Below are 24,975 nucleotides of genomic sequence, written 5' to 3'. Positions count from 1 at the left end.
TTCCTCGCCTCCGACGCCGCAAGCGCCATGACGGGCTCCGTCGTCACGGTGGATTGCGGATATACGATCTGGTAGCGTAGAGAGTGCTAAAAGACCGGCGCCTGCGGAACGGGGCCCGGCAGGGAGCGCCGACGCGAAGGAACCGATGGACAATCCGCCGAAGCGTGTCGAGATCATCCCGGCCAAGCGCCGGGCGATGATCCTCGAATATCTGAAGGTCAACGGAACGGCGTCCATCCAGGAACTCGCCGAGGTCGTCGGCGGCTCGCCGTCGACGGTCCGGCGCGACCTCGAGAACCTGACCGAGACCGGCAACCTGGAACGCACCCATGGCGGCGCGCTGCTGGTGCCGCCGATGACGGCGACCTTCGAACGTGAGCCGTCGCTGAACGCCCACATGCAGCATGCCCAGAAGCTCGCCATCGGCCGCGAGGCGGCGCGCCGGCTGAAGGGCGGCGAGAGCGTCATCTTCGATTCGAGCTCGACCGTTCGGCAGGCGGTGAAGGCGACTGTGCTGCGCAACATTTCCCTGACCGTCGTCACCAACGACGTCGACATCGCCGCCGTCTGCTCCGAGGTGCCGCAGTGGCGCGCCATCGTCGTGGGCGGGACGCTCAAGTCCGGAACGAGCACGCTTCTCGGCGAACCGGGCGAATCCTTTTTCGAAACGATCCATGCCGATGTCTGCTTCGTCGGCACCTATGCCGTCACCAACGGCCTGCTGACCGATGCGAGCATCGAGGTCGCGGCGATCAAGCGCAGGATGATCCGCTCGGCGCGACGCTCGATCCTGCTCGTCGACAGCACGAAGTTCCAGGCGCCGGCCTTCGCCACCTTCGGCACGCTCTCCGACATGGCCGAGGTGATCACCGACGACGGCATCGGAGCCGAGGTGATCGCCGGCCTGCGCGCCGCCGGCCGCACCGTCACCGTCGTGCCGACCCAGCCGGCCGCGACAGGTCCGTAGCCGCGCGCCAGCCTCCCTGCCTGCACGTCCCGAAGGCGACCGCCGCCGCCTCAGGCAAGGGCGTAATCGACCGGCGTGGCGTGCCAGCCCTCGGCGCGGCGCGACCAGAACCGATCCTTCAGCCGGGTCGAGATGGGCCCCGGCCGGTCGTTGCCCATGATGCGTCCGTCGATGCGCGACACCGGCATGATGCCGCCGGCCGTGGTGCAGGTGAAGATCTCGTCGGCCTCGCGCAGTTCGTCGGCCGGCACGTCGCGGATCTCGCAGGGCAGCCCCAGTTCCGCGCAGAGTTCGAACACGGATTGCCGCGTGATGCCGTCGAGCCCGCCGCGCGCCGGGGTCGACACGACACCGTCCGTGATCGAGAAGACGTTGAAGCCCGGTCCTTCGGTGACGTTGCCGTCGCCGTCGAGCAGCACGGCATAGTCCGCGCCCCGATCATGGGCCTCGAACAGGCCGGCGGTCAGGTCGCCCCAGTGAAAATTCTTCACGCGGGGATCGAAGGATTCGGGCGGGATGCGCAGCGTTTTCGCGATGATGAGATGGATGCCGCGGGCGAAATGCTCCTCCGTTGCGATCGACACCCAGGGCACGGCATAGGCGATCAGACTGTTGCGGGCGTTGAGCGGATGGCGCGGCAGGCCGGGGATCGGGCGCCCGCGCAGGCAGTCCATCGCCACATAGGCGGCGCGCAGCCCCGTCATGGCGACGAGGCGATGAAGGATCGTCCGGATCTCCTCGTCGCTCTCCGCCGGTTTCAGCCGCAGCGCCTCCATCGAATTGCGGAAGCGGCGGAGATGGTCGTCGAGGCGGAAGAAATTGCCGTCGGTGACGCCGACGACGTCATAGGTGACGTCGGAGCGGCGATAGCCGAAATCGGTGACGTGGACGCTCGCCTCGGCGATCGGCACATAGCGGCCGTCGACATAGGCGGCGCCGGCGGCAAAGCGGTCTTGTTCCATGGTTTCCTCCAGAGGGTCGTCGCACGGGAGCCCGCGGCGGTTCCGGCGATCCGCCGCGCGCGTCGTCCGTGCCGTGGCCGGTCGGGTCAGGCGCGAAGCTTCGCCGTCGCCTCCGCGTCGATCGAAAGCGTGCCGTCCCCGGCCGAACCGGTGACGGCAAGGCCATAGACGTCGCGGGCGCGCTCCAGGCTGATCCAGCCCTCGGCGAGATCGCGGAAGACGTCGTCCACCTTGCGCGTCTTCGGATCGCCATAGCCGCCGCCGCCGGCCGAGACCGAAATGACGCTTTCCCCGGGGGCGAGATCGAGGCCGTAGCAGCCGGGAAGCCGCGTCAGGCTGCCGTCGCGCCCGCGCTTGAAGGCATCCGAAAGTCCGCCCGCGCCGCCACCGGCGGCACCGAGCGCCGGGTTGATCGTGCCGTCGGCGGTGTAGATCACCTTCATGGTGCAGCCCTCGACCGGGCCGAATTCCGAGCGGATCGACGGCGCGCCGCGATGGCGCCCCGCCCCTTCCGTGTCGGTGACCAAGGCGCGTGAGGTGACGAACAGCGGGTGATGCAGTTCGTCGACCTCGACGCTGTCCTGCCGGCAGAGGCCGGCATTGCCGGTGTGGATCATCGTCAGATACCCGTCGCTGATCGGCGTGCCGGCGCCGCCGGAGACGCCGAGGAAGATCTGGTTGACGAAGGCCTCGCCGGTCTTCGGATCTTTCCCTGAGATGACGCCCATGGCCGGCGGCATGATCGAGCCGACCTCGGCCATGCCGAAGCCGCCGGCGATCTCGGCCATCGCCCGCTGCACCGGCGAGGAGACGCGGTCGGCGAGGTTGGTCGTCGCCACCGAGCAGGAGGCCGGGTGGCGCGGGATGCCGACGACGCAGTTTTCCCGGAGTTTCACCTCGACGCGGCGGAAGCTGCCCGCATTCGGCGGCACGGAATGGTCGAGCAGGCCGTTATAGATGCCGATCATCGCCGAGGTGCGGGCGCAGCCTTCCGAGAGGTTGAGGCCGGAAGGCTGGCAGTCGATATTGTCGGTGAGGTCGACGGTGATCCGCCCCGCCGCCGCATCGATCTCCAGCGTCACGTTGACCGGAATGCCGTCCGGCACACCGGGGAACGGATCATGGGCGGAATGGACGGTGACCTTGCCGGAGGGGAGACGCGCGATCGCCTGCGCCATCTTGTCCTCCGAATAGGCGAACCAGCCTTCGGCATAGTCCTTCAGCGCGTCCCAGCCGACCTCCCTGCCGAGCGCGAGGAGTTCGCGCTCGCCGATGCGCACGGCGCCGAGCGTGGCCAGATAATCGCCCCACCACTGGTCGGAGACGCGGATGCGCGCCCGGCACATGCGGATCAGATCCTGGTTGTCCTCGTAGTTCGACTGGATTTTTGCCGCCGAAAAGATCAGCGCCCCTTCCTCGTAGACGTCCGATGCGTCGCCCATATAGGTCGTCGGCTTGGAGTTGCCGCAATCGGCCTGATGGGCCTTCGCCAGCACGAAGAAGCGGGTGATGCCCTCCTCGTCGACGACGGGAACGATCAGGCAATGGTCGGCGGCATGCGAATCCCCCTCATAGGGGCTGTTGTGCAGGAAGCAGTCGCCGGCCTTCAGCACCGGGTGATACTTTTTCACATAGTCGCACATGATGTCCGGGCCGATCAGCGTGTGGATCGGCAGGCTTTCGGCCGAGGCGAGCAGCTCGCAATCGGCGGTCAGGATGACGCAGGAGAAGTCATGCGCCGTGTTGAGGACGCCGGAGCGCGCGGTGCGGAACAGCGTGTTCTGCATCTTGCGGGCGATGCCCTCCATGCGGTTGGAGAGGATCGCCATGCGCACGCCCTTGGCCGGCGCCTCGACGGTCTTCGAGATGATCGACATCGAAACTCTCCTCTACTGGCTGGCGGACAGCGCCGCGCGGCGGGCGACCGTCGCCTCGGGATCGACGGCAAGCGTGTCGTCCGCAGCACGTCCGGTGGTGACAAGGCCATAGACATCGGCTGCGCGCGCGGCACTGATCCAGCCTTCCTTCAGGTCGTGCAGCACCCGCTCCGGCGCGCGTTCGAGCGGCGAGCCATAGCCGCCGCCGCCCGAGGAATAGGAGACGACCGTCTCGCCGGGAACCAGCGCCGCACCGTGGCAGGCAGGAAGTTCCGTGAGGCTGCCGTCCAACTCGCGCTTCAACGCCCGCGTGCGTGCACCCTCGGTGCCGCCGCGCGCGCCAAGCGCCGGCGTGATCGTGCCGTCGGCGGTGTAGAGCACCTTCATGTCGCAGCCCGCGACCGGGCCGAATTCGGCGAGCATCGACGGCGCGCCGCGAAACGTGCCCGCCCCTTCCGTGTCGGGGATCAGCCGGCGCGTGGCGACGAAGACGGGATGGTGCAGCTCGTCCACCTCGATGCAATCGAGATGGCACATGCCGGCATTGCCGACATGGATGATCGACAGGAACCCGTCGGTGACCGGCGTGCCGGCACCGCCGGTGACGCCGATATGGATCTGGTTGACGAAGGGCTCGCCCTCGTGGCGCGGATCTTTCCCCGAAATGACGCCCATGCCGGGCGGCATGATCGGCCCGGTCTCGGCCATGCCGAAGCCGGGCGCGATTTCGGCGAGCGCGCGCTGCACCGGATTGGCGACGCGGTCGGCGAGGTTGGTCGTCGCCACCGAGCAGGAGGCCGGATGTTTCGGGATGCCGACGCAGCAATTGTCGCGGATGCGGATGTCGAGCCGGCGGAAACTGCCGGCATTGACCGGCACCGTATGGTCGATCAGGCTGTTGAAGATCGCCACCATCGCCGCACTCATCGACGTGCCCTCGGTCAGGTTGAGGCCGCAGGGCTGGCAATCGGGATTGTCGGTCAGATCGACGCGGATCATCGCCGCAGCGCTGTCGACCTCGACCACGGCCTTGACCGGAATGCCGTCCGGGATACCCGGGAACGGGTCATGCGCGGTGGTGACGACGCGTTTTCCTGACGGCAGTTTCGAGACGGCATCGGCCATCTTGCGCTCGGAATAGTCGAACCAGCTTTCGGCATAGTCCTCCAGTTCCCCCCAGCCGAAGGTCTTGCCGAGGTCGAGGATCTCGCGCTCGCCGATCCTCACGGCGCCGAGCGTCGCCAGATAATCGCCCCACCACTGGTCGGAGACGCGGATGCGCGCCCGGCACATGCGGATCAGGTCCTGGTTGTCCTCGTAGTCCGACTGGATCTTGGCCGCCGAGAAGATCAGCGCGCCTTCCTCGTAGACGTCGGCGACGTCGCCGAGATAGGTCGAGGGACGCGAATTGCCGCAATCGGCCTGATGGGCCTTGGCGAGAACGAAGAAGCGCAGCACGCCGCCGTCGTCTATGACGGGCACGATCAGGCAATGGTCGGCCGCGTGCGAATTGCCCTCATAGGGGCTGTTGTGCAGGAAGCAGTCGCCCTTCTTCAGGTCCGGGTGATACTTCATCACATATCGGCACATGATGTCCGGCCCGGTCAGCGTGTGGCTGGGCAGGCTTTCGGCGGCGGCGAGCAGCCGGCAATCGGCCGTCAGGATGACGCAGGAGAAATCATGCGCCGTGTTCAAGATGCCGGAGCGCGCGGTGCGGAACAGGGTGTTCTGCATCTTGCGGGCGATGCTTTCGAAGCGGCTCGCCAGGATCGCCGTCTTGACGCCATCGGTCCGGCGCAGCGGGATGTTCATGTTCATGAGGCGGGCCCTTTCAGAACGTGACCTTGAGACCGCCGCCATCGGTGCGCTGGGCGAGCGTGCCCGGATCGACGACGACGGTGGTGAAGGAGGATTCGATGATCGCCGGCCCGTTGACCGGCGCATTGGCGGGCATGGTCTCGAAGCGGACGACCTCGGCATTGGTCCAGCCGGTCGAGGTGAAATAGACCGGACGGCGATCGACCTTGGCGGCGACGTCCTTCATCGGCAGGCGGCCGGTGCCGCCCTCGCGGATCTTGCAGCTGACGCGGGCCCGCCAGGTGACGAACTCGATGTCGGACTGCGGATCGGTGATCTCGAAGATGGTCCTGTGCGTCTCGTGGAAGGCGGCCTTCAACGCGTCGAGATCGGCCTCGTCGCGAATGCGGCCCACCGTCATCGGCACCTCGATCTCCCAGATCTGGTGCATGTAGCGCGCCTCGACGGAAAACTCCGTCGTGACGCTCAAGGCACCGGCGCCGGGCCCTTCGGCGAAGGCCTTGCAGCGCGCGTCGAGACTGTCGAGGACGGCGTTGACCTGGTCATAGGCGAAGCGGCGGCTGGTCGTGTACTGCATCTGCGCGTAATCGGAGGAGACGTCCGACATCAGGGCGCCCGCCGCCGACAGCACCGAACCCGCTTCCGGGATCAGCACGCCGGCGCAGCCCAAGCGGCGGCCGACGGCAACCGCGTTGAGGCCGGCAGCACCGCCACCGCCGATCAGCACGGCGTTGGAGGGGTCGATGCCCTGGTTGATGGTGATCTCGTCGATGGCGCCGACCATCTTTTCCGTCGCCAGCGTCAGCACGGAGGCGGCCGCCTCTTCGATGCTGAGACCCAGCGGCTCGGCGATCTTCGCCTTCAGCACCCGGCGCGCCGCCTCGCGATCGAGCACCATCGTGCCGCCGAGGAAGAAGTCGGGGTCGATATAGCCGAGGATGATCGAGCAGTCGGTGACGGTCGGTTCCGTGCCGCCCTTGCCATAGGCGACCGGGCCGGGGGTGGAGCCGGCCGATTGCGGCCCGACGCGCAGCAGCCCACCATCATCGACCCAGGCGATCGAGCCGCCGCCGGCGCCGATGCTCTTGACGTCGACCGAGGGGAAGCCGGTCATGTGGCCGCGGAAGCGCTGGCCGATCCAGGTCTCGCGCGTCCAGGGGATGCGGCCGTCGCGCACCAGGCTGACGTCATAGGTGGTGCCGCCGGTGTCGGCGACGATGGCCTCCGCGTGGTTGAAGTCGCGGTCGGTGTAGAAACGGCCGGCGATCGGCGCCATGGCCGGGCCGGAATTGATCGAGTGGATCGGCGCGCGCGCGACGGCTTCGGCATCCATGATGCCGCCGCCGGAGGTGACCATCAGCGTGCGGCCGGAAAAGCCCGCCTCGCGCAGCCGCCGCGTCAGGCTGTCGAGATAGTCGAACATCAGCGGTTTCAGCGAGGCGTCGATGACGGTGGCCGAGGCGCGGCGGTATTCGCGCAAGGTCGGGTTCAGCGCGTGGGACAGGGTGACCGGCACGCCCGGCAGGTGCTCGGCGATGAGTTCGCCCATGCGGATCTCGTGCGCCGGATTGACGATCGACCAGAGGAAGCAGACGCCGACCGCCTCCACCTTCAGCGCCTTCAGCCGCTCGATGACGGCGAGCGCCGCCTCTTCGTCGAGCGCGGTGCGCACCGTGCCGTCCGCCTCGACGCGTTCCCTGATCTCGAAGGTCAGCCGGCGCGGCACGTAGGGTTCCGGATAGGCGACGGTGAAGTTGAACGGCTCGATGCGGCCGCCCTCACGGATGACCAGCACGTCGGGATGGCCCTCGGTGGTCAGGAACGCGGTGCGCGCCGTGTTGCCGGTCAGGATCGCGTTGATCGCCCGCGTCGTGCCGTGGATGAACATGTCGGCCCTGGAGAGGAAGTCGGGGCGCTCCATGCCGAAATGTTCGGCAGCCAGTGTCAACGCATTGAGCACGCCGCGCACCGGATCGTCGGGCGTGGTCGATGCCTTGAAGAGACGGATCTCCTCGCCATCCTCGACGACGAGGTCCGTGAAAGTCCCACCTGTGTCACATGCCAGACGCATCGGCTCAGTCCTTGTTCATCGCTTCGACGGGCGCAAAACCGGATAAAAATTGTGATCACAGTTTTGCCTCTTGAAACCTGATGCAATCCACATGCCATATGTGCAGGCGGTGAAATTTCCGACCGTGGGGAACGGCGGGTGCAGAAAAGGGATGCCCGATGAAAAAAATCTTTGTGCAGTGCGGTAACGAGGCGCGTGCCTCGCTGGTCGAGGGCATCGACCTCGTGGCGGATCTCGTCGCGACCGGCATCGGCCCTTGCGGCCGGGCGGTGCTTTCGGCGCGCAACCACACGGCTCCGGCGCTGCTCAGGGGCGGCTATGCCATCGCGCGCGAGGTCGAGTTCGACAGTCCGGGCCTGCGCGCCGGCGGCATGGCCATGCGCCAGCTCGCGGCCGAGGTCCATGGGGCGGCAGGCGACGGCACAGCGACGGCACTCCTTCTCGCCCGCGCCTTCGTTCACGGTGTGCTCCACGGCCTTTCCTGCGGCCATTCGCCGGCAGCGCTGCGCGCCGGGCTCGACGCCCATGGGGAGGCCGTGCGCCGCGCGCTGGAGCGGATGACGCGGCCGATCGGCGGCGAGGACGAGGCGGAGGGGATCGCTGCCCGCGCCGCCGGCGGCGACCGCGAGATCGGCCGGCTGGTGCAGTCGGCGAATGCCCGGGCCGGCGTCGACGGCGTGGTCGAGATCGAGGCCGGCCATGGCCTCGGCGATGAACTGACGGTGGAAAAGGGCATGACGTTTGCCGGGGGATGGCTTTCCCCGCACTTCGTCACCGATGCCGTCAGCCAGACGGCGACACTCGACAAGCCATTGATCTTGCTTCATCAAGGTGCGATCGACAGTTTCGCCGACATGGCGCGCATCCTCGAAATGATCGCCCGGTCCGGCAAGGAGCTGCTGATCGTCGCCGACGGTTTCGGCCCGCAGGCCATGGCAACGCTGGTGACCAACCGGCAGAAGAACGGCCTGAGGGTCGCGCCGATGAAGGCGCCGGGGGCCGGGCCCTGGCGCGCCCTGCTGCTCGAGGACATGGCGGTTGCGACCGGGGCGACGCTCGTCGGCGGCCTGACCGGCACGGCGCTGAACGGCCTGCGCCCGGCCATGCTCGGAAAGGCCGGGCGCGTGTCGATGACCCGCCGGTCGACGGCGCTGATCGGCGGCGGCGGCGAGGCGTCCGCGATCGCCGCGCGCTGCGACGGCATCCGCGTGGCGATCGCGCGCGAGCGGTATCTCGCTTTCGACCGCGAGCAGCACCAGCAGCGGCTCGCCCGTTTTCGCGCCGGCGTCGCGCGCCTCAGGATTGGCGGCGAGACGCCGACCGTGCTGGCGACACGCCAGGCGCGCGCGACCTCGGCCGCGGCCGCGCTCCGCGCCGCAGGCGCCGGCGTGATCCCCGGCGGCGCCGCGGCGCTGATCCGGGCGGGGCGGGAGGGCCGGGCGGCCCTTCCGGGCGACGGCTTCGGCCGCGTTCTCGACACGATCTTTACGCGCGCGCTCGCCGCGCCGATGGCGGCGATCCTCGCCAATAGCGGACAGGAACCACGGCCGCTCTGCTATCTGATCGAGAAAAGCGAGATTTTCCAGAGCTTTGACGTCGAAGGCCGCCGCATGGTCGAAGCCGACGCCCTTGCCGCGCCGGCATCGATCCTGACCGGAGCGCTCGACGCGGCCCTGTCCTTCGCCGCGACCATCGCCGGCGTGGACGCCTCCATCGCCAGATGATGCCCGTCGCAGGCGGCACCGGGATCTGTCGCCTGCCACCGACTGATGGCAATTGCGCATTTCGTCGGCGATTCCGTCCCCCATGTCGTTCAAACGATGATTTTTTGCCCATGCGCGCCATGGAGCGGGAAATCCTCGTCCGGTGGATCAGGCCGGATCGCGCATATTGCACCGCAAAATCCCGCTTTCCTTCCATTTGGCACGATGATTGCTTTGTGATCACAGAATGCGATGTTCAAGCCTTCTGGAGGTCCACGCCGTGCAAAATGCCACGATGCTCGCAGACCCGGTTGCCGCGCCGCGCGGTCCCGCCCCCATCCTCGAGATCGTCGACGCCGTCCACGCCTATGACGGCGTCGTTGCGCTCGACAACGTCACGGTCTCCGCCGCCCCCGGCGAGTTCCTGACGATCCTCGGCGAGAGCGGCTCGGGCAAGACGACGCTGCTCCGGCTGATCTCCGGTCTCGAGAAGCCCTACAAGGTCGGCACGCTGAAGCTCGAGGGCACGGACGTGCGCGAGGTGCCGGCCTTCCAGCGCAATTGCACCACGGTCTTCCAGAACTACGCGCTCTTCCCGCACCTGACGGTCGGCGCCAATGTCGAATACGGGCTGAAGGTGCGCGGCATCGCGCCGAAGCAGCGTGAGGCGCGCGCTCGCGAGGCGCTCCGCCTCGTCCAGCTCGAGGAGATGTACGACCGCAAGGTCCACCAGCTCTCCGGCGGCCAGCGCCAGCGCGTGGCGCTCGCCCGCGCGCTGGTGCCGCGACCGGCGATCCTTCTTCTCGACGAGCCGCTCGGCGCGCTCGACGAGAAGCTGCGCGTCGACATGCAGGTCGAGCTCATGCACCTGCACCGCCAGCTCGGCATGACGTTCATCTACATCACCCACAGCCAGGAGGAGGCGCTGACGATGAGCGACCGGATCATCCTGATGCGCAAGGGCAGGATCGAGCAGTCCGGCCCGCCGACCGAGATCTTCGACAGCCCCGTCTCGAGCTTCGCCGCGAAGTTCATGGGCGTCGACAATTGCCTGGAGGGCGAGCTCGTCTCGGCCTCTGAGGGACGCGCGACGGTCCGCGTCGGCGGCCATGCCGTCGAGGGACGCTGGACCGGTCGCGGCGCGCCGAAGCCGGGCAGCGCGGTCGCCGTCGGCATGCGCGCCGAATGGCTGCACCTCAGCGACGAGACGCCCGCGCCCTCCGCCGAATTCAACACGCTTGGCTGCTCGCCCGGGGAGGCGATCTACAAGGGCAAATATCTCGACAGAACCGTCAAGACCGAGCTTGGCACGCTGAAGGCCCGCATCTGGGATGCGGCCTCGGCTGCCCGGAACCCGTCCTGCGTCCGCTGGAAGAAGGACGACTGCATCGTGATGAAGATCTGAGGCGACCCGCGCCTCGGGCCACCGCTATTCCCGTTCAGCATCCCCCGAGGGGAAGGAGACAAGAATGACTTCTGGAAAGACCGATACGCCGAACGTCAACATGTCGCGCCGCGATTTCATGGGGACGGTGATGTCGATGGCCGCCGTGGGCGCGGCCGCCTCGGTGATGCCGGGGCTGACGCAGCAGGCATGGGCCGCCGGCGAGGCCGTCAAGGGCTACGGCGTCACCACGTCGCAGCTGAAGGACTGGTCGATCATGACCAAGACGATCGGCGTCGACATCGACTACACGCCGACCAACGCCGACATCGGCGTCTTCATGCGCGACGTGATGAGCAACAATCTCGGCGCGACGCACGACATCTTCATCTTCGACGGCGGCTCGGAGGACCTTCTCGGGCCGGAAGGCTACTATGCCGAGATCGTCGAGGACCATCCGGAGCTCACCAACTGGGCCCGCACCGACGACAGCTGGAAGCGCGCCGCCTACCTGCGCGCCGGCGACAAGCAGTACGGCGTTCCGGTCATCGGCAATGGCGACGCCTTCGGCTATTTCCCCGCCGCGATCGACGCCAACCCGAACGGCATGGACGAGATCCCGTGGACGACCTTCTTCGAGGGCGAGAGCGTCAAGGGCAAGGTGGCGATCGACCGGAGCTGGCTGCAATCCTTCTCCGAAACCGCCAACTTCCTCAAGCATCACGGCCGCATCACCGTCGACGACCCGGCCGACCTGCCGCCGGAGGCCGCCAAGGCCGTCGCCGACTATCTGGTCGAGCGCAAGAAGGCCGGCCAGTTCCGCACGATCTTCACCGCGTTCGAGGAGCAGGTCCAGCTCCTGTCGAACAAGGAAGTCGACATGATCAACTGCTGGGAGCCGGCGACGAAGGAAGCCAACAACGCGCTCGGCCCCAACTCGGTCATCTACGCCTTCACCGTCGAGGGCTACTACCTCTGGGGCCACGGCGCCAATGTCGCGGCCGCCGCCATGGACCGCGGCAATGTCGACAACATCTACAAGGTGCTGAACTACTTCCTCAGCGGCGAATACCGCGCCTACCAGGCCAAGGAACGCGGCTATGCCGGACCGAACATGGACCTCGGCGTGCAGTATGCCATCGACAACGGCTGGTCCAAGGAGGACATCGACAACCTGAAATGGACCGAGGAGAAGGTGAAGCGCAAGTTCCAGAAGCCCTTCTACTGCAAGGTCGTGCCCGACAACGCCGCCGTCATGGAAGAGGAGTGGCAGCGCTTCCTCAACGCCTGAGGCGGCGGGCGCGGCCACGGCCATGACGGCCACGGCCGCGCGCCTTACGAAGGGGCCCCGGGGCGCGCCGTGATGCCGATGCGCGCCCCCGAGAAGCCGATGCGGCGGCCCGCCCGCCGCATCCCCCGGTTCCACGCATGAAAGGGAGAGCCATACCGATGACCGTCCTGACCGATCCCGGCGTCGCGCCGGTGCTGAGCGGGCCGATCCGCCGGCTGTTTTACCGGATGGCGCCGTCGAAGGTCGCCGTCCCCGCCTTCCTGCTCGCCTGGGCGCTGATCGTCATCCTGCCGCTCGCCGTCATCGTGCTGTTCAGTTTCCTGCAGGTGCGCTCCTTCCGCGTCGTCTACGAACCGACGCTCGCCACCTGGATCTCGATCGTCGAGTCCGGCCGCTGGCTTGCCGCCGTCCGGACGCTGCGCATCGCGCTGACCATGACGGTCATCGAGCTCCTGCTCGCCTTTCCCTTCGCCCTCTGGCTCGCCAAGGGCTGCCGGTCGAAGACGGTGAAGGCGGCGGTGATCACCCTGCTCACCATCCCCTTCTTCCTCGACGCCGCCTCGCGCATCATCGTCTGGCGCTCTATCCTCGGCACCAACGGCGCGATCAACACGGCGCTGATCTCCACCGGCCTGATCGACCAGCCGCTCGAATGGCTGCTCTATTCGGAATTCGCCGTGCATTTCGGCCTGCTCGGCACCCATTTCCCGACGATGGTCTTCCCGATCTTCATGTCGATCGCGCTGATCGACGACGATTACCTGCAGGCGTCCAGCGACCTCGGCGCGAGCCCGGCCCAGACGCTCTTCGGCATCGTCGTGCCGCTGGCGCTGCCCGGCATCATCGCCGGCATCGTCTTCACCCTCGTGCCGCTGATGGCGGCCTTCGTCGAGCCGCAGCTTCTCGGCGGCGGCTTCGTCGACCTGCTCGGCAATTCCGTCGACTCGGCGCTGCAGCAGCTGAAATACCCGACCGCCGCCGCCCTTTCGACGCTGGTCGTCGCGCTGCTCGGCGTCTGCCTCGCCGTGCTGATCGCCGTGACGCGGCGGCGGGCGGATCTCGCATCGATGTTCGTCGCGATGCGGCGCTGAACGGAAGGAAGGAGCGCAATGTCGACCGCCGCCATGGACACCTACAGCGAACCCGCCGCCCGCCGCACCGCGAGCATCCGCACGCTCGGCCAGTCGCCGCACTGGACGACGCTTGCCAAGGCCGCCGGCCTCTTCGCCATCGTGATGATCTACATCCCGCTGGTCTGGCTCGCGGTGATGTCGTTCACCGCAAACCCGCTTTCCGGCATCCCCTATCCGCTGACGCTCGGCAACTACGCGCTGCTGATGGGCGACGCCCGCTGGCGCATGCCGCTTTGGACCAGCATCGCCATGAGCCTCGGCGTCGCGCTCGTCTGCATGATGATCGCCACCCTCGTCGGCCGCGCGCTGACGCGGATGGCCCGGCCCGGCGGGCCGCTGCTGCTGACCCTGCTGCCGCTCTTCGTCCCCGGCCTGACGATGGGGGCGGCGCTGTTCATCTTCCTCAGGACCATGCTCGGCCTGACGCTCGGCCTCTGGTCGATCTTCCTCGCCCAGCTCGTCTGGGCCCTGCCCTTCTGCATCCTGCTCGTGCTCGTCGTCGCCAGCCGCTTCGATCTCCGCCTGCTCGACGCGGCGGAGGACCTCGGCGCCTCGCCCTGGCAGCGCTTCTGGGACATCGAGATGCCGATCCTGAGACCCGGCATCTTCGGCGCCGGCATCTTCGGCTTCCTTCTCTCCTTCAACGAGCTGCCGCGCTCGCTCTTCGTGCGCGGCATCGAGACGACGCTGCCGATCTACAACTGGGCGATGGCCGCCTCGCAGCAGTCACAGGTGCCGATCATCTTCTCGCTGACGACGATCCTGCTCGCCGTCACCCTGCCGGTCATGGGCGCCTTCTTCTGGGTGCTCTTCGTCAAGCTCGACAAGAGCTGACGCGCCGGCCCGCCCCTTTCGACAGCCCCGGCGCGGCCCGCGCCGGGGTCCCCTCCCCGACCCTTCGCGACGAAAGACAAAGACGATGCTCGACCTGGAAACACCGCCGGACGCCAATTATTCGCTCGAGGACATGGACCGCAACACGATCCTGCATCCGCTGACCTCGATCGCCCAGCACATGAAGACCGGCCCGACGATCATGGGCGGCGCCTCCGGCGTCCGGCTCACCGATGCGAAGGGCCGCAGCATGCTCGACTGCTCGGGGGGCCTCTGGTGCGTCAATGCCGGCTACGGCCGCCCCGAGATCGCGGACGCCGCGAAGAAGGCGATCCTCGACCTCAACTACTGGCACCTCTTCGGCTCGTCCTCGAACGAGGCGACCATCCGGCTTTCCGACCGCGTGCTCGGCCTCCTGCACGAGAATGCCGATGCGCGCCATCTGTCCCGCATCTTCTACGGCACGTCCGGATCGGACGCCAACGACACCAATTTCAAGCTGGTGCGCTATTACGCCAATCTGCGCGGCACGCCGGAAAAGAAGAAGATCATCTCGCGGATCGGCGGCTATCACGGGCTGACCGTCGCCGCCGCCCAGTTGACCGGCATCCCCTCCTACCACAAGGCCTGGAGCCTGCCTTCCGACAGCGTCGTCTATGCCGAATGCCCGCATTATTACCGTTTCGCCGCCGAGGGCGAGACGGAAGAGGCCTTCTGCAACAGGATGATCGCCGATCTCGAAGGCATCATCGCCCGCGAGGGGGCCGACACGATCGGCGCCTTCATCGCCGAGCCGATCATGGGCACGGGCGGCGTGCTGATCCCGCCGGCCGGCTATTTCGAGCGGGTGCAGGCGATCCTCGACAAGCATGACATCCTGATGATCGCCGACGAGGTGATCACCGGCTTCGGCCGCACCGGCGCCTGGTTCGGCACCGGCCTCTACCGTCTGAAACCCGATCTCGTCACGCTGGCCAAGGGCCTGACCAGCGCCTATTTCCCGATGTCGGCCTCGGTGATCTCGCAGCGCATGTGGGACGTGTTCGAGAAGGCCTCGCCGGACTACGGGCCGGTGATGCACGGCTTCACCTATTCCGGCCATCCGGTGGGCGCGGCGATCGCCATGGCCAATCTCGACATCATCGAGACGGAAGGGCTGGTGGAAAATGCCGCCGACACCGGCGCCTACCTCCTCGCAGGACTGAAGGAGCGCCTCAAGGACCATCCCCATGTCGGCGAGGTGCGCGGGCGCGGCCTGATGATCGGCGTCGAGTTCTCCGCCGACCGGGAAACGCGCAGGCCCTTCGACGCCGCCGACGCGGTACACCGCATCGTCGCGGCGAAGGCGCAGGAAAACGGGCTGATGATCCGGGCCCTGCCCTTCATCGAGGTCGTCTCCTTCTCGCCGGCGCTGTCGATCACGAAGGCCGATTGCGACGAGGCGATCGACATCTTCGGCCGCACCCTGGACGACCTGACGCCGGTTCTTGCACAAAAGGCCGCCGCATGAGGTGAGCATCCGTGATATGGCCGGCCGAGAACGGGCCGGCACTATTGCGAGGGAAAGGCATGATGGAAGACAGCATCGTCGATCGACCGGGGTTCTCGGCCTCGACGCTCGCGCACCACGTCTACCGCGAACTGGAGACCTGGATCGTCGAGGGCGTCTGGCTGGCGGACACGCGCATCAGCCTGCGCAAGATCGCCACCCAGCTCAACACCAGCATGCAGCCGGTGCGCGAGGCGGTCAGCAAGCTCGTCGCCGATTCCGCGCTGGAGGTGATCCCCGGCCGCTCGGTGCGCGTGCCGCAGCTCGCCCGCGAGGAGGCCGACGAGGTATGGGCGATCCGCATGCTGCTCGAGGGCGAGGCGGCGGCGCAGTTCGCCGCCCGCAAGGCGCCGGAGGAGGCGCGCGGGCTCTACGAGCACACCAACATCATGCGCATCCACTATCCGAAGCGCGACACGACGGCGACGATGCAGGCGATCCGGGCATGGAACATCGCGCTGATCCACGGCTCGAAATCGCCGGTGCTGATCGACATGGTGATGCGTCTCCGGCTGCGCTACGCGCCGTTCATCGCCTCGGCGCTCGCCGTCGACCTGCCGCACGATCCGGAGTTCCTGAATTTCACGCTGCACATCCAGGACGAGCTGGTCATGGCGATCGAGGCCGGCGACAGTGCCGCCGCGCGCCACCTGCGCTGCTCGGACCTGAGGTCATTCCAGCGCTATCTCTACAGCCGCAAGGGCTGGATCTAGGGTCTGCCGGGGACGAGCGGATCCTCTTGTCCGCAAAAGACGGACGACGACAGGAGCGCGGAAGGTCCGTCTGGTCGAGGAGGACGGGGACAGGCTGAAGACCATGTCCGGCCGATGCGGGAGAGCGCCGAGGCCGGGACGGACGAAACAGGGAGAGGCGGACGGGGTCTCCGGCCGCCCATGACGGACGAAAGGGCGGACAGATGAAGTTCGGGACGAACAGGCTCTACATCGAGAGCTACACCAAATGCAGGAACTGCGGCGCGCTGATCTACGAGGCGAAGATGGCCGAGACGGTCCGCCGCGACGGCAAGACCTTCTGCGGCCGCTGGTGCGCCGACTGGGCCGAGGCGCGCGCCGCGCGCAAGGCCGGCGCCGCGTCGGAGTGAAACCGCAAGGGCCGGCGCGACCGCGACGGCCGTCCCCGACCGATCACGCCTGCGCGACGCAGGCCATTTTCGAAAGGCATTCCCGATGCAATACCGCCTCGGCATAGACATCGGCGGCACCTTCACCGACTTCGTCGCCTATGACGAAACGGGGGCCGCCCTCAAGGCCTGGAAGAACCTCTCCACCCCGGCAGACCCCGTCGAAGGGGTGATCACCGGGCTTCGCGCCTTCGGCGACGTCGAGGCGATCGGCAGCATCCGCCTCGGCACCACGGTCGCGACCAACGCGCTGCTCGAAGGCAAGGGCGCCCGCGTCGCCTATGTGACGACCAAGGGCTTTCGCGACGTGCCCTTCATCGCCCGCGGCAATCGCAAGCACCATTTCGACCTTGCCTGGGTGAAGCCGAAGCCCTTCCTGCTCCGGCGCGACGCCTACGAGGTCGCCGAGCGCGTCGACGCCTTCGGCAACGTGCTGCTGCCGCTCGACGACGAGGAGGTGCGCGACATCGCCGAGGCGATCGGCGAGAGCGGCGGCATCGAGGCGGTCGCCGTGATGCTGATGCACTCCTATCTGACGCCGGCGCACGAGCAACGCATCAAGGCGATCTTCGCCGAGGTGCTGCCGGACATGCCGGTGTCGATTTCCTACGAGGTGCTGCCGAAGTGGAAGGAGCATTTCCGCTCCTCGACCACGATCTGCGACGCCTATATCAAGCCCGTCGTGCGCACCCGCATCGGCTCGATGCAGACCCGGCTGGAGGAAGAAGGCATCAACGCCCGCCTCGTCATCATGCGCTCGAACGGCGGCGAGATGAGCGCCGACGCGGTCGCCGACGCGCCGATCCAGATCGCCATGTCCGGGCCGACCGGCGGCGTCATCGCCGCCAGGCAGACCGCCCGCCTGCTCGGGCTCGACAACCTCGTCACCCTCGACATGGGCGGCACCTCGACCGACGTGTCGACCGTCGTCGACGGCCGCGAGAAATTCACCACCGATTTCGAGATCGAATGGGGCCGGCCGATCCAGATCCCGATGATCGACATCCGCACCATCGGCGCCGGCGGCGGCTCGATCGCCCGCATCGACAATGGCGGCATGCTGGTCGTCGGCCCGGAAAGTGCCGGCGCCCGGCCCGGCCCCGCCTGCTACGGCCGCGGCGGCACGCTTCCGACCGTCACCGACGCCAATGTCGTCATCGGCCGGATCAGCGCGGAGAACTTCCTCGGCGGCGAGATGAGCCTCGACGCAGAGGCCGCGCGCGCGGCGATCGCGCCGATCGCCGAGGCGCTGTCGATCACCGTCGAGGAGGCGGCGCTCGCCATCCTGCGGATTGCCAACAACACCATGGTCGGCGCGCTCTACACGGTGCTCACCGAACAGGGCCTCGATCCGCGCGACTTCGTCCTCGTCGCCTTCGGCGGCGCCGGTCCCCTGCATGTCAGCGACCTGATGAGCGACGCCTCGATCCCGCGCGGGCTGGTGCCGAATTTCCCCGGCCAGTTCTCCGCCTTCGGCTTCACCATGGCCGACAGCCGCGTCGACCGCTACCGCACCGTGCAGCTCAATTCCCGCATCTTCGACCGGGGCCGCGCGCGCACATCAATGGAGACATTGACGGCGGAATGCCTCGCCGACCTGTCGAAGCAGGGCCACGACCAGGCGGAAATTTTTCGCAGCGTCGAGATGCGCTATCTCGGGCAGAATTACGAGCTTGAAATCCCGATCCCGCCCGGCGATTTCGACGAGGCCCATGTCGCCGCCATCTTCGAGGCGTTTCACGCCCAGCACGAGGCCCGCTTCGGTTTTCGCCTGGAAGACCATGTCGAGCTGATCAACTTCCTCGTCACCGGCATCGCCCGCACCGGCGAGGTCTCGCTGCCGGAAATCCCCGCTTCCGATGCGGCACCAAAACCTGCCTCGGTCCGCCCGGTCTATTTCGCCGGCGGCTGGCGCGACACGCCGGTCTATGACCGCGCTCTTTTGAAAGCCGGCCAATCGATCGAAGGCCCGGCGCTCGTCGAGGAAAGCGCCTCCGTCACCGTGCTCGACCCGGGCAAGACGCTCGACGTCGATCGCTACGGCAACCTTCTCGTCGCAACCCTCTGAGGGAGACAGACCATGGACATGGTATCGCTCAACATCGTCAGCGGCATCCTCGTGTCGATCTGCCGCGACATGGGCGTGACGCTGATGCGCACGTCCTATTCCACCATCTTTTCGGAATCGCTCGACTTCACCTGCGGGCTCGCCATGCCGGACGGCGACCTGATCGCCACCGGCGACTATTGCCCGACGATGATCGGCGGCCTGCCGCTGATCATCTCCAACTGCGTGCAGGAGATCGACGTCGCCGACCTTCAGGAAGGCGACATCATCCTGCACAACGACCCCTATCGCGGCGGCCTGCACACGCCGGAGCACACCTTCTTCAAGCCGGTCTTCGTCGACGGCGCGCTGATCGGCTTCTCCGTCGCCATCGGCCATATCTGCGAGGTCGGCGGCATGGTGCCGGCGGGCTTTGCCGGCGAGGCGACCGAAGTGTTCCACGAGGGCCTGCGTGTGCCGCCGGTGAAGATCAAGCGCGCCGGCAAGGATGTCGACGACGTCTGGCGGCTGCTGCTCGCCAATGTCCGCACGCCGCGCTACAATTACGGCGACTTCCGCGCCATGATCGCCGCCGTCGATCTCGGCGAGCGGCGCATGGCCGATCTCGTGCGCAAGCATGGCGTGGAGAGCTTCCGCCAGCACATGGACGGGCTGATGGACTATTCCGAGCGCCGCATGCGCGCGGAAATCGCCGAAATCCCGGATGGTCGCTACACCTTCCACGACTACATGGAAGACGACGGCATCGAGGACAAGCCCTACAGGATCGCCGTCGAGGTGACCGTCGACGGCGACAGCCTCGTCGTCGACTACCACGGCTCGTCCCCCCAAGCGAAGGGCCCGATCAACGCCACGCTCGGCGTCGCCTGGGGCGCGGCCTACAACGCCGTCCTGCAGCTGACCAGCGCCGACATCCCGAAGAATTCCGGCTGCTTCCGTCCGATCAAGGTCTTGGCGCCCCCCGGCTCCGTCGTCAATGTCGACTATCCCGGCCCCTCCGTCGGCGGCAACACGGAAAGCCATTGCCGCATCGCCAACACGGTGATGGGGGCGCTCTCCGGGCCGCTCAAGTCCCGCTCGGCCGCCACCGACGGCGCGACCCATTCCAACTTCCTCTTCGGCGGCGTCGACAAGGCGACGGGCGAATTCTTCTGCTGCTACGACCTGACCCCGGTCGGCTGGGGCGGGCGCAGCTTCGCCGACGGCAACGACGCGGTCGGCGGCATCAACGGCAACTGCCCGCATATCCAGGTCGAGGTCTTCGAATACCGCTTCCCCTGGCATGTCGAGGAGTTCCGCCTCGTCGACGGCTCCGGCGGGCCGGGTCAGTATCGCGGCGGCCTGTCGCTGACGAAGACGCTTCTGTGCACCGACACCGAACTCACCTTCTCCTACATGAGCGACCGGCAGAAGCTCGCCCCCTGGGGCATCCATGGCGGCGAGGACGGCGGCAAGGCCGAACTGTTCATGAAGCTCGACGGCACCGAGGAATGGCGCACCGTCACCGACCTCTTCGGCAAGGCCTCGCCGAGCAAGTTCGGCAACGTGCCGATCCGGCCGGGCGACCGCATCCGCATCACCTCGCCCGCCGGCGGCGGCTGGGGCGAGGCGTCGGCGCGGGACCGCGACCGTGTCGTCGAGGATCTCAAGGACCGCTGGATCACGCCGGAACAGGCGGCGAGCGTCTACGGCCTCGATAAAGACGCGCTTCAGGCGGCCGAGTAGCCGCATCCTTCCGAAAGCGGAGCCGCAGCCCGGCCCCGCGCCCGCCTTCAAGGAACATCACCAATGACCAAGGAAAAGATCGGCTTCATCGGCGTCGGGCTGATGGGGCACGGCATGGCGAAGAACATCCTCGCCAAGGGCTGGGAACTGACCGTGATGGGCCATCGCAACCGCGCGCCCGTCGAAAACCTCCTCTCCCTCGGGGCAAAGGAGGCGAAGACACCGAGGGAGATGGCCGGGGCGGTCGACGTCGTCATGCTCTGCGTCACCGGCTCGGTTCAGGTCGAGGCCATCCTGGACGGGCCGGAGGGCTTGCGCGCGGCCGGCCGGCCGCTCCTCGTCATCGACTGCTCGACCTCCGACCCATCGGTGACGCTGAAGCTCGCCGAAAAGCTCGCACCGGAGGGCATCACGCTGATCGACGCGCCGCTCGGCCGCACGCCGGCGGAAGCGGAGGCCGGCACGCTCGACGTGATGGCCGGCGGCGATGACGAAACCTTCGCCCGCGCCGAGCCGATCCTTGCCGCCTTCTCGCGCCGCGTGATCCACACCGGCCCGACCGGCTCCGGCCACACGATGAAGCTCCTGAACAATTTCCTCTCGCTCGGCTATGCCGCGCTCTATTCCGAGGCGCTGATGATCGGGGCGAAGACCGGCATCGACGGCAAGACCTTCGACAGCGTCATCCGCGGCGGGCGGATGGACTGCGACTTCTACCGCAGCTTCGCCGGCTGGTTCGTCGAGCGCAATCCCGACGCCCACAAATTCACCATCTCCAACGCGCTGAAGGACGTGACCTACCTGGCGAGCCTCGGCAATGCGATCGGCGTCGCCAATCCGGTCGGCACGGCGGTGCGCAACAGCTACGGCCTTGCCTGCGGCCTCGGCCATGGCGACGCCTATGTGCCGCGCCTTGCCGACATCGTCGCCGAGGCGAATGCCGGATAGCGCCATGCCGGCGGACACGGCGTTCACCGACGGGCGCCATTCGTTCGTGTCACGCAGGATCCTGACCAGAGAACGGGCCCGGAATGCGCGAAGGCTCTCCGCAAACCTCCCGGATCACGGAGTGTCGTCGTCTCGGGAGGAGGCAACCGCAGTCGGCGTGGAGACATCGGCGAGGATCGGAGAAAACGCCGGAAGCGGACATGGCCGGCAGGCCGGCTGCGTGCGGTCTCGTCGGGCACCGTGAACGCCCGCCGCGCCGGAAAGCCGGCCCGGGTCCCGCCGCGCCTCCCGGTGACCGAGAAGACGGCGCGGTCCGTCTGATCGCCTCGCCGCCGCGGCGATGCCGGGCGGCCTGCCGGACATGTCCGCGCCTGCCGTCGTCCATCCGTTCGGCGCGCGACCGATCGGACGAAGGACCCGCGAGGCGCCAGACCCGCAAGGCAAGGAACGCGCCGCCTGCACGCGGGCGCCTCGACGCCCTGCGGGACAGCCGCCGCCGAAGCGCTCCGCCGGGAGGACGGCACGCTTCGGCAAAACCCGCGCCTCAGGGCGAGGGACCATCCGAGCCCTGCCGTCGCGTCCTTGATGAAGGACGAAGGCGCAGGTGCCCCTCCCCACCTTCCGGAACTGCCATGACATCCGCCCCCCAGAGATCCCAGACCGCCGGCTACGTCTTCGCCATCCTCACCTTCGCGATCTTCGCCTGCCAGGACGCGATCTCGAAACATCTCGGCGCGCTCTATCCGCCGGTCTTCATCGCCATGGTGCGCTACTGGATCTTCGCGCTGTTCACCATCGCCATGGCGGCGCGCTTCGGCGGCGGCCTCACAAAGGCGGCGCGCGCGCGCCGTCCCTGGCTGCAGGTGCTGCGCGGGCTGGTGCTGGCGCTGCAGGTCGTCTGCGCCATCACCGCCTTTTCCACCGCCGGCCTGGTGCAGACCCAGGCGATCATGGCGGTGACGCCGCTCCTGGTGGCGATGCTCTCGGTGCCGGTGCTCGGTGAGCATGTCGGCTGGCGCCGGTGGCTCGCGATCGCCGCCGGATTCGTCGGCGTGCTGGTCATCCTCGAGCCGGGCGCGGATTTCCTCGAAAGCGATCTCGTCGTGCCGGTCATCGCCGCGCTGCTGCTCGGCCTCTATGCCATCCTGACGCGGCTTGCCGGCCGCGAGGATGCGCCGATGACGAGTTTTCTCTATATCGGCGTCGTCGGCGCGGCGAGCCTGTCGCTGATCGGCCCCTTCTACTGGACGCCGATGGACGGCGAGGGCCTGTTCTGGCTGGCGATGGTGTGCCTCACCAGCCTGTCGAGCCATTACTGCTTCATCCGCGCCTACGAGCATCTCGACGCCGTGCTGGTGCAGCCGATCAGCTACATGCAGCTCGTGCTGGCGACGGCGATCGGCATCGTCCTCTTCGGCGAGACGCTCCACCTCAACGTCGCCGCCGGCTCCGCCCTCGTCGTCGCCGCCGGCCTTTTCACCATCTGGCGCGAACGCGTGTCGCGGCAGAAGGCGGTCATCGCCCCGAAGGCGTGACGGCGCGTCCCTCGCCGCCCCTGCCGGAGCCAGAGGGTCGGCACCATGCGACGACAGCGCCTTAGGCGCCGCCGTCCGTCGCAGCGGCCCGGCAGGGGGCATATCCATTTTTATCGCAACATCAGAATGATAGGCCGCCCATACCCTTGCGCGCGGGGGATGAGCATCCTTGCCGCCTCCGCGCCAGGCCCTTTCCGGCGTCGCATTTTCCATTCGGAAGGACCTCGCGCTCGTGCGCTTATGATACATCAGTCATCAAAAAATGCACAAAATGGAGAATTAGTAAGAACATCGATAATCTTCCATTATCAAATATCTGATGATGATGCGAAGGCAGCTCGACGCTGGCGCGGAAACAGCGGATGTCATCTTCGCGAACGCGCCATGCGGCCGTCGTGCGATACCGATGGCATTGCCGGTCGACGTCGCCGAAGCGAGCGTCTCCCGTTCCGACGGATGCCGGCCTGCCGATGCGTCTGAAAGATGCGACGGGACTGACCCATGAACGGCGGTTTTCCACACGGGTATGCTCCCGGAAACGAATGCGTCGGGAAATCGGCTCTCGATTGCCGCGCAGCGGCTCAAGGGAAGGGTGGTTACGGCGGCATCGATCCGACGTCGATGCCGAAGGAGGCGCCGCATCTCATCGGGCGGCCTATGCCGGCACGTCCAGCCTCGACCAGGGATCGTCGCGTTTCCGTTCATGGATGGGGCGGTGAGGAGACCCGATGCTTGCGTCTGCCGGTCCCCGCCGGCACCTTCCGCGCCGACCATGGCGTCCGCTGCGCACACAAGGAATCTGGGGAAATTATCGCCCCGTGCCTCAGGAACCGCCACCCTTCTTCGCCCGGCAGGCCGATCCACCCGCAGGCCTCACGACCGGCGGACGCGCCTGAGGCGGGAGCGGCGACAAGGTCGGCGATGGCTCAGACCGTGAAGGCGGCGCGGAAGCGGTCGAGGGCGAGGACGTCGTCGCCAGACGCGAAGGCCTCGAGGCCGATCGTGCCGCGATAGCCCATGGCCGCCAGCGCCCGCGCGATCGCCGGATAGTGGATCTCGCCGGTGCCGGGCTCCATCCGGCCCGGCACGTCCGCCACCTGGATCTCGCCGATATGGGGCAGGGCCGCGCGGCAGAGCGCGATCAGGTTCCCCTCGCCGATCTGCGCATGATAGAGGTCGAGGTTGAGTTTCAGCGACGGCCGGTCGACCGCCGCGACCAGCGCCAGCGTGTCGGCGGCCCTGGCAAAGGGCGTCTTCGGGTGGTCGACGGCCTCGTTCAGGTTTTCGAGAACGAAGGTGACGCCGGCCTCCTCGCCGAGATCGGCGATGCGCGACAGCGTGTCGCGCGCCTTCAGCCACATCGCGCCGGTCACTCTATCCGCCGGCACCACCGGCAGGCCGCGGCCGTCGAGCCCGGTGCCGTGCAGGTTCAGCCGCGGGCAATCGAGGGCCTTTGCCACCGGGATCGACCGGCGGGCGGTCGCAAGCAGTTCCTCGGCGCCGGCATCGTCGGCAAGCGTGCCGCCGATATAGCCGGTCATCGAGGAAAAACGGGCACCGCTTTTCGCCAGCGCATCGATGTCGTGCCGCGTCCAGTCCCAGATCTCGACCTCGAAGCCGAGGCCGGCGATGCGCCGCACGCGCTCGATCATCGGAAGCGAACGGAACAGCATTTCCGCCGAAGCGGCAAGCGTAAATGGTGTGGCTGATGTCGTCATGCCGCCGTTCCTCCCCCGAAGCATCCCGCCCTCACCCTAACGCAGACGCTTCGAGGAAATCCAGATTTTATTTCATTTCCTGAATTTATGGAACAAATATTCCGATACCACTTGCTCCTCGCACAACGAAAAAGGCCACGCACCCTTTCGGATGCGTGGCCCTCTTTTCGGAAACGCCGTTCAAGCGCCTGCGGACAGGATGTTCTGCTTGATGAGTTTAGCGGAGAGGTTTGGTTGTTCGAGGTAGGGGA

At 67.3% G+C, this 24,975-nt stretch carries 18 protein-coding genes; 13 read left to right on the top strand and 5 right to left on the bottom strand.

Annotated features, from left to right (window positions below):
• The first annotated feature begins 145 nt into the window (after positions 1–145).
• The gene (locus tag ACEVQ6_RS22560) at positions 146–967 is read left to right on the top strand and encodes a DeoR/GlpR family DNA-binding transcription regulator (protein ID WP_374891300.1); all 822 of its coding nucleotides are present in this window, start codon (positions 146–148) and stop codon (positions 965–967) included.
• A 50-nt stretch (positions 968–1,017) separates the two neighbouring features.
• On the opposite strand, the gene ACEVQ6_RS22555 is transcribed toward ACEVQ6_RS22560, so the two are convergent.
• The 4 genes from ACEVQ6_RS22555 to ACEVQ6_RS22540 form a co-directional block, all read right to left on the bottom strand.
• Positions 1,018–1,929 (bottom strand): aminotransferase class IV, encoded by a 912-nt coding sequence (locus ACEVQ6_RS22555; protein ID WP_374891299.1) that lies wholly within the window; start codon positions 1,927–1,929, stop codon positions 1,018–1,020.
• A gap of 86 nt (positions 1,930–2,015) precedes the next feature.
• Positions 2,016–3,806 carry a hydantoinase B/oxoprolinase family protein gene (locus ACEVQ6_RS22550; protein WP_374891298.1) on the bottom strand — a complete coding sequence of 597 codons (1,791 nt, stop codon included), beginning with the start codon at positions 3,804–3,806 and terminating at the stop codon, positions 2,016–2,018.
• Between the two features lie 12 nt (positions 3,807–3,818).
• On the bottom strand, positions 3,819–5,624 hold the full coding sequence (locus ACEVQ6_RS22545; protein WP_374891297.1) for a hydantoinase B/oxoprolinase family protein: 1,806 nt from the start codon (positions 5,622–5,624) through the stop codon (positions 3,819–3,821).
• 13 nt (positions 5,625–5,637) lie between these two features.
• A complete protein-coding gene (locus tag ACEVQ6_RS22540) occupies positions 5,638–7,695 on the bottom strand; it encodes a hydantoinase/oxoprolinase family protein (RefSeq protein ID WP_374891296.1) in 2,058 nt (685 codons plus the stop codon).
• Between the two features lie 158 nt (positions 7,696–7,853).
• Here ACEVQ6_RS22540 and groEL point away from each other — a divergent pair, with 158 nt between their 5' ends.
• From groEL to ACEVQ6_RS22480, 12 genes are all read left to right on the top strand, one after another.
• A complete protein-coding gene (gene groEL, locus ACEVQ6_RS22535) occupies positions 7,854–9,419 on the top strand; it encodes a chaperonin GroEL (RefSeq protein WP_374891295.1) in 1,566 nt (521 codons plus the stop codon).
• A gap of 259 nt (positions 9,420–9,678) precedes the next feature.
• Positions 9,679–10,803, top strand: a complete 1,125-nt coding sequence (locus tag ACEVQ6_RS22530; RefSeq protein ID WP_374891294.1) for an ABC transporter ATP-binding protein — start codon at positions 9,679–9,681, stop codon at positions 10,801–10,803.
• Positions 10,804–10,867: 64 nt separating this feature from the next.
• A complete protein-coding gene (locus tag ACEVQ6_RS22525) occupies positions 10,868–12,073 on the top strand; it encodes a twin-arginine translocation signal domain-containing protein (protein WP_374891293.1) in 1,206 nt (401 codons plus the stop codon).
• 158 nt (positions 12,074–12,231) lie between these two features.
• Positions 12,232–13,164 carry an ABC transporter permease gene (locus ACEVQ6_RS22520; RefSeq protein WP_374891292.1) on the top strand — a complete coding sequence of 311 codons (933 nt, stop codon included), beginning with the start codon at positions 12,232–12,234 and terminating at the stop codon, positions 13,162–13,164.
• A gap of 18 nt (positions 13,165–13,182) precedes the next feature.
• On the top strand, positions 13,183–14,040 hold the full coding sequence (locus ACEVQ6_RS22515; RefSeq protein ID WP_374891291.1) for an ABC transporter permease: 858 nt from the start codon (positions 13,183–13,185) through the stop codon (positions 14,038–14,040).
• Positions 14,041–14,125: 85 nt separating this feature from the next.
• Positions 14,126–15,550, top strand: a complete 1,425-nt coding sequence (locus ACEVQ6_RS22510; protein WP_374891290.1) for an aminotransferase — start codon at positions 14,126–14,128, stop codon at positions 15,548–15,550.
• A 59-nt stretch (positions 15,551–15,609) separates the two neighbouring features.
• On the top strand, positions 15,610–16,302 hold the full coding sequence (locus ACEVQ6_RS22505; protein ID WP_374891289.1) for a GntR family transcriptional regulator: 693 nt from the start codon (positions 15,610–15,612) through the stop codon (positions 16,300–16,302).
• 203 nt (positions 16,303–16,505) lie between these two features.
• Positions 16,506–16,691 carry a hypothetical protein gene (locus ACEVQ6_RS22500; protein ID WP_374891288.1) on the top strand — a complete coding sequence of 62 codons (186 nt, stop codon included), beginning with the start codon at positions 16,506–16,508 and terminating at the stop codon, positions 16,689–16,691.
• Positions 16,692–16,776: 85 nt separating this feature from the next.
• Positions 16,777–18,798 carry a hydantoinase/oxoprolinase family protein gene (locus tag ACEVQ6_RS22495; RefSeq protein ID WP_374891287.1) on the top strand — a complete coding sequence of 674 codons (2,022 nt, stop codon included), beginning with the start codon at positions 16,777–16,779 and terminating at the stop codon, positions 18,796–18,798.
• A gap of 12 nt (positions 18,799–18,810) precedes the next feature.
• Entirely contained in the window at positions 18,811–20,523 is a 1,713-nt protein-coding gene (locus ACEVQ6_RS22490) for a hydantoinase B/oxoprolinase family protein (protein ID WP_374891286.1), read from the top strand.
• 63 nt (positions 20,524–20,586) lie between these two features.
• On the top strand, positions 20,587–21,471 hold the full coding sequence (locus tag ACEVQ6_RS22485) for an NAD(P)-dependent oxidoreductase (protein ID WP_374891285.1): 885 nt from the start codon (positions 20,587–20,589) through the stop codon (positions 21,469–21,471).
• Between the two features lie 632 nt (positions 21,472–22,103).
• Positions 22,104–23,006 carry a DMT family transporter gene (locus tag ACEVQ6_RS22480; protein ID WP_374891284.1) on the top strand — a complete coding sequence of 301 codons (903 nt, stop codon included), beginning with the start codon at positions 22,104–22,106 and terminating at the stop codon, positions 23,004–23,006.
• A 926-nt stretch (positions 23,007–23,932) separates the two neighbouring features.
• Here ACEVQ6_RS22480 and ACEVQ6_RS22475 read toward each other — a convergent pair.
• The gene (locus tag ACEVQ6_RS22475) at positions 23,933–24,724 is read right to left on the bottom strand and encodes a TIM barrel protein (protein WP_374891283.1); all 792 of its coding nucleotides are present in this window, start codon (positions 24,722–24,724) and stop codon (positions 23,933–23,935) included.
• Between the last annotated feature and the right edge of the window lie 251 nt (positions 24,725–24,975).

Source organism: Ensifer soli (assembly GCF_041928815.1).
GTDB lineage: Bacteria > Pseudomonadota > Alphaproteobacteria > Rhizobiales > Rhizobiaceae > JBHFEI01.
Note: the sequence above shows the minus strand (reverse complement) of the source record. Positions and strands in the feature narration are given on the sequence as shown.

Coding starts and splice junctions, on each gene's coding strand:
- ACEVQ6_RS22480 (WP_374891284.1), top strand. CDS start 22,104: ATGACATCCGCCCCCCAGAGATCCCAGACCGCCGGCTACGTCTTCGCC.
- ACEVQ6_RS22520 (WP_374891292.1), top strand. CDS start 12,232: ATGACCGTCCTGACCGATCCCGGCGTCGCGCCGGTGCTGAGCGGGCCG.
- ACEVQ6_RS22485 (WP_374891285.1), top strand. CDS start 20,587: ATGACCAAGGAAAAGATCGGCTTCATCGGCGTCGGGCTGATGGGGCAC.
- ACEVQ6_RS22525 (WP_374891293.1), top strand. CDS start 10,868: ATGACTTCTGGAAAGACCGATACGCCGAACGTCAACATGTCGCGCCGC.
- ACEVQ6_RS22505 (WP_374891289.1), top strand. CDS start 15,610: ATGATGGAAGACAGCATCGTCGATCGACCGGGGTTCTCGGCCTCGACG.
- ACEVQ6_RS22495 (WP_374891287.1), top strand. CDS start 16,777: ATGCAATACCGCCTCGGCATAGACATCGGCGGCACCTTCACCGACTTC.
- ACEVQ6_RS22500 (WP_374891288.1), top strand. CDS start 16,506: ATGAAGTTCGGGACGAACAGGCTCTACATCGAGAGCTACACCAAATGC.
- ACEVQ6_RS22560 (WP_374891300.1), top strand. CDS start 146: ATGGACAATCCGCCGAAGCGTGTCGAGATCATCCCGGCCAAGCGCCGG.
- ACEVQ6_RS22490 (WP_374891286.1), top strand. CDS start 18,811: ATGGACATGGTATCGCTCAACATCGTCAGCGGCATCCTCGTGTCGATC.
- ACEVQ6_RS22475 (WP_374891283.1), bottom strand. CDS start 24,724: ATGACGACATCAGCCACACCATTTACGCTTGCCGCTTCGGCGGAAATG.
- ACEVQ6_RS22510 (WP_374891290.1), top strand. CDS start 14,126: ATGCTCGACCTGGAAACACCGCCGGACGCCAATTATTCGCTCGAGGAC.
- ACEVQ6_RS22555 (WP_374891299.1), bottom strand. CDS start 1,929: ATGGAACAAGACCGCTTTGCCGCCGGCGCCGCCTATGTCGACGGCCGC.
- ACEVQ6_RS22540 (WP_374891296.1), bottom strand. CDS start 7,695: ATGCGTCTGGCATGTGACACAGGTGGGACTTTCACGGACCTCGTCGTC.
- ACEVQ6_RS22550 (WP_374891298.1), bottom strand. CDS start 3,806: ATGTCGATCATCTCGAAGACCGTCGAGGCGCCGGCCAAGGGCGTGCGC.
- ACEVQ6_RS22515 (WP_374891291.1), top strand. CDS start 13,183: ATGTCGACCGCCGCCATGGACACCTACAGCGAACCCGCCGCCCGCCGC.
- groEL (WP_374891295.1), top strand. CDS start 7,854: ATGAAAAAAATCTTTGTGCAGTGCGGTAACGAGGCGCGTGCCTCGCTG.
- ACEVQ6_RS22545 (WP_374891297.1), bottom strand. CDS start 5,624: ATGAACATGAACATCCCGCTGCGCCGGACCGATGGCGTCAAGACGGCG.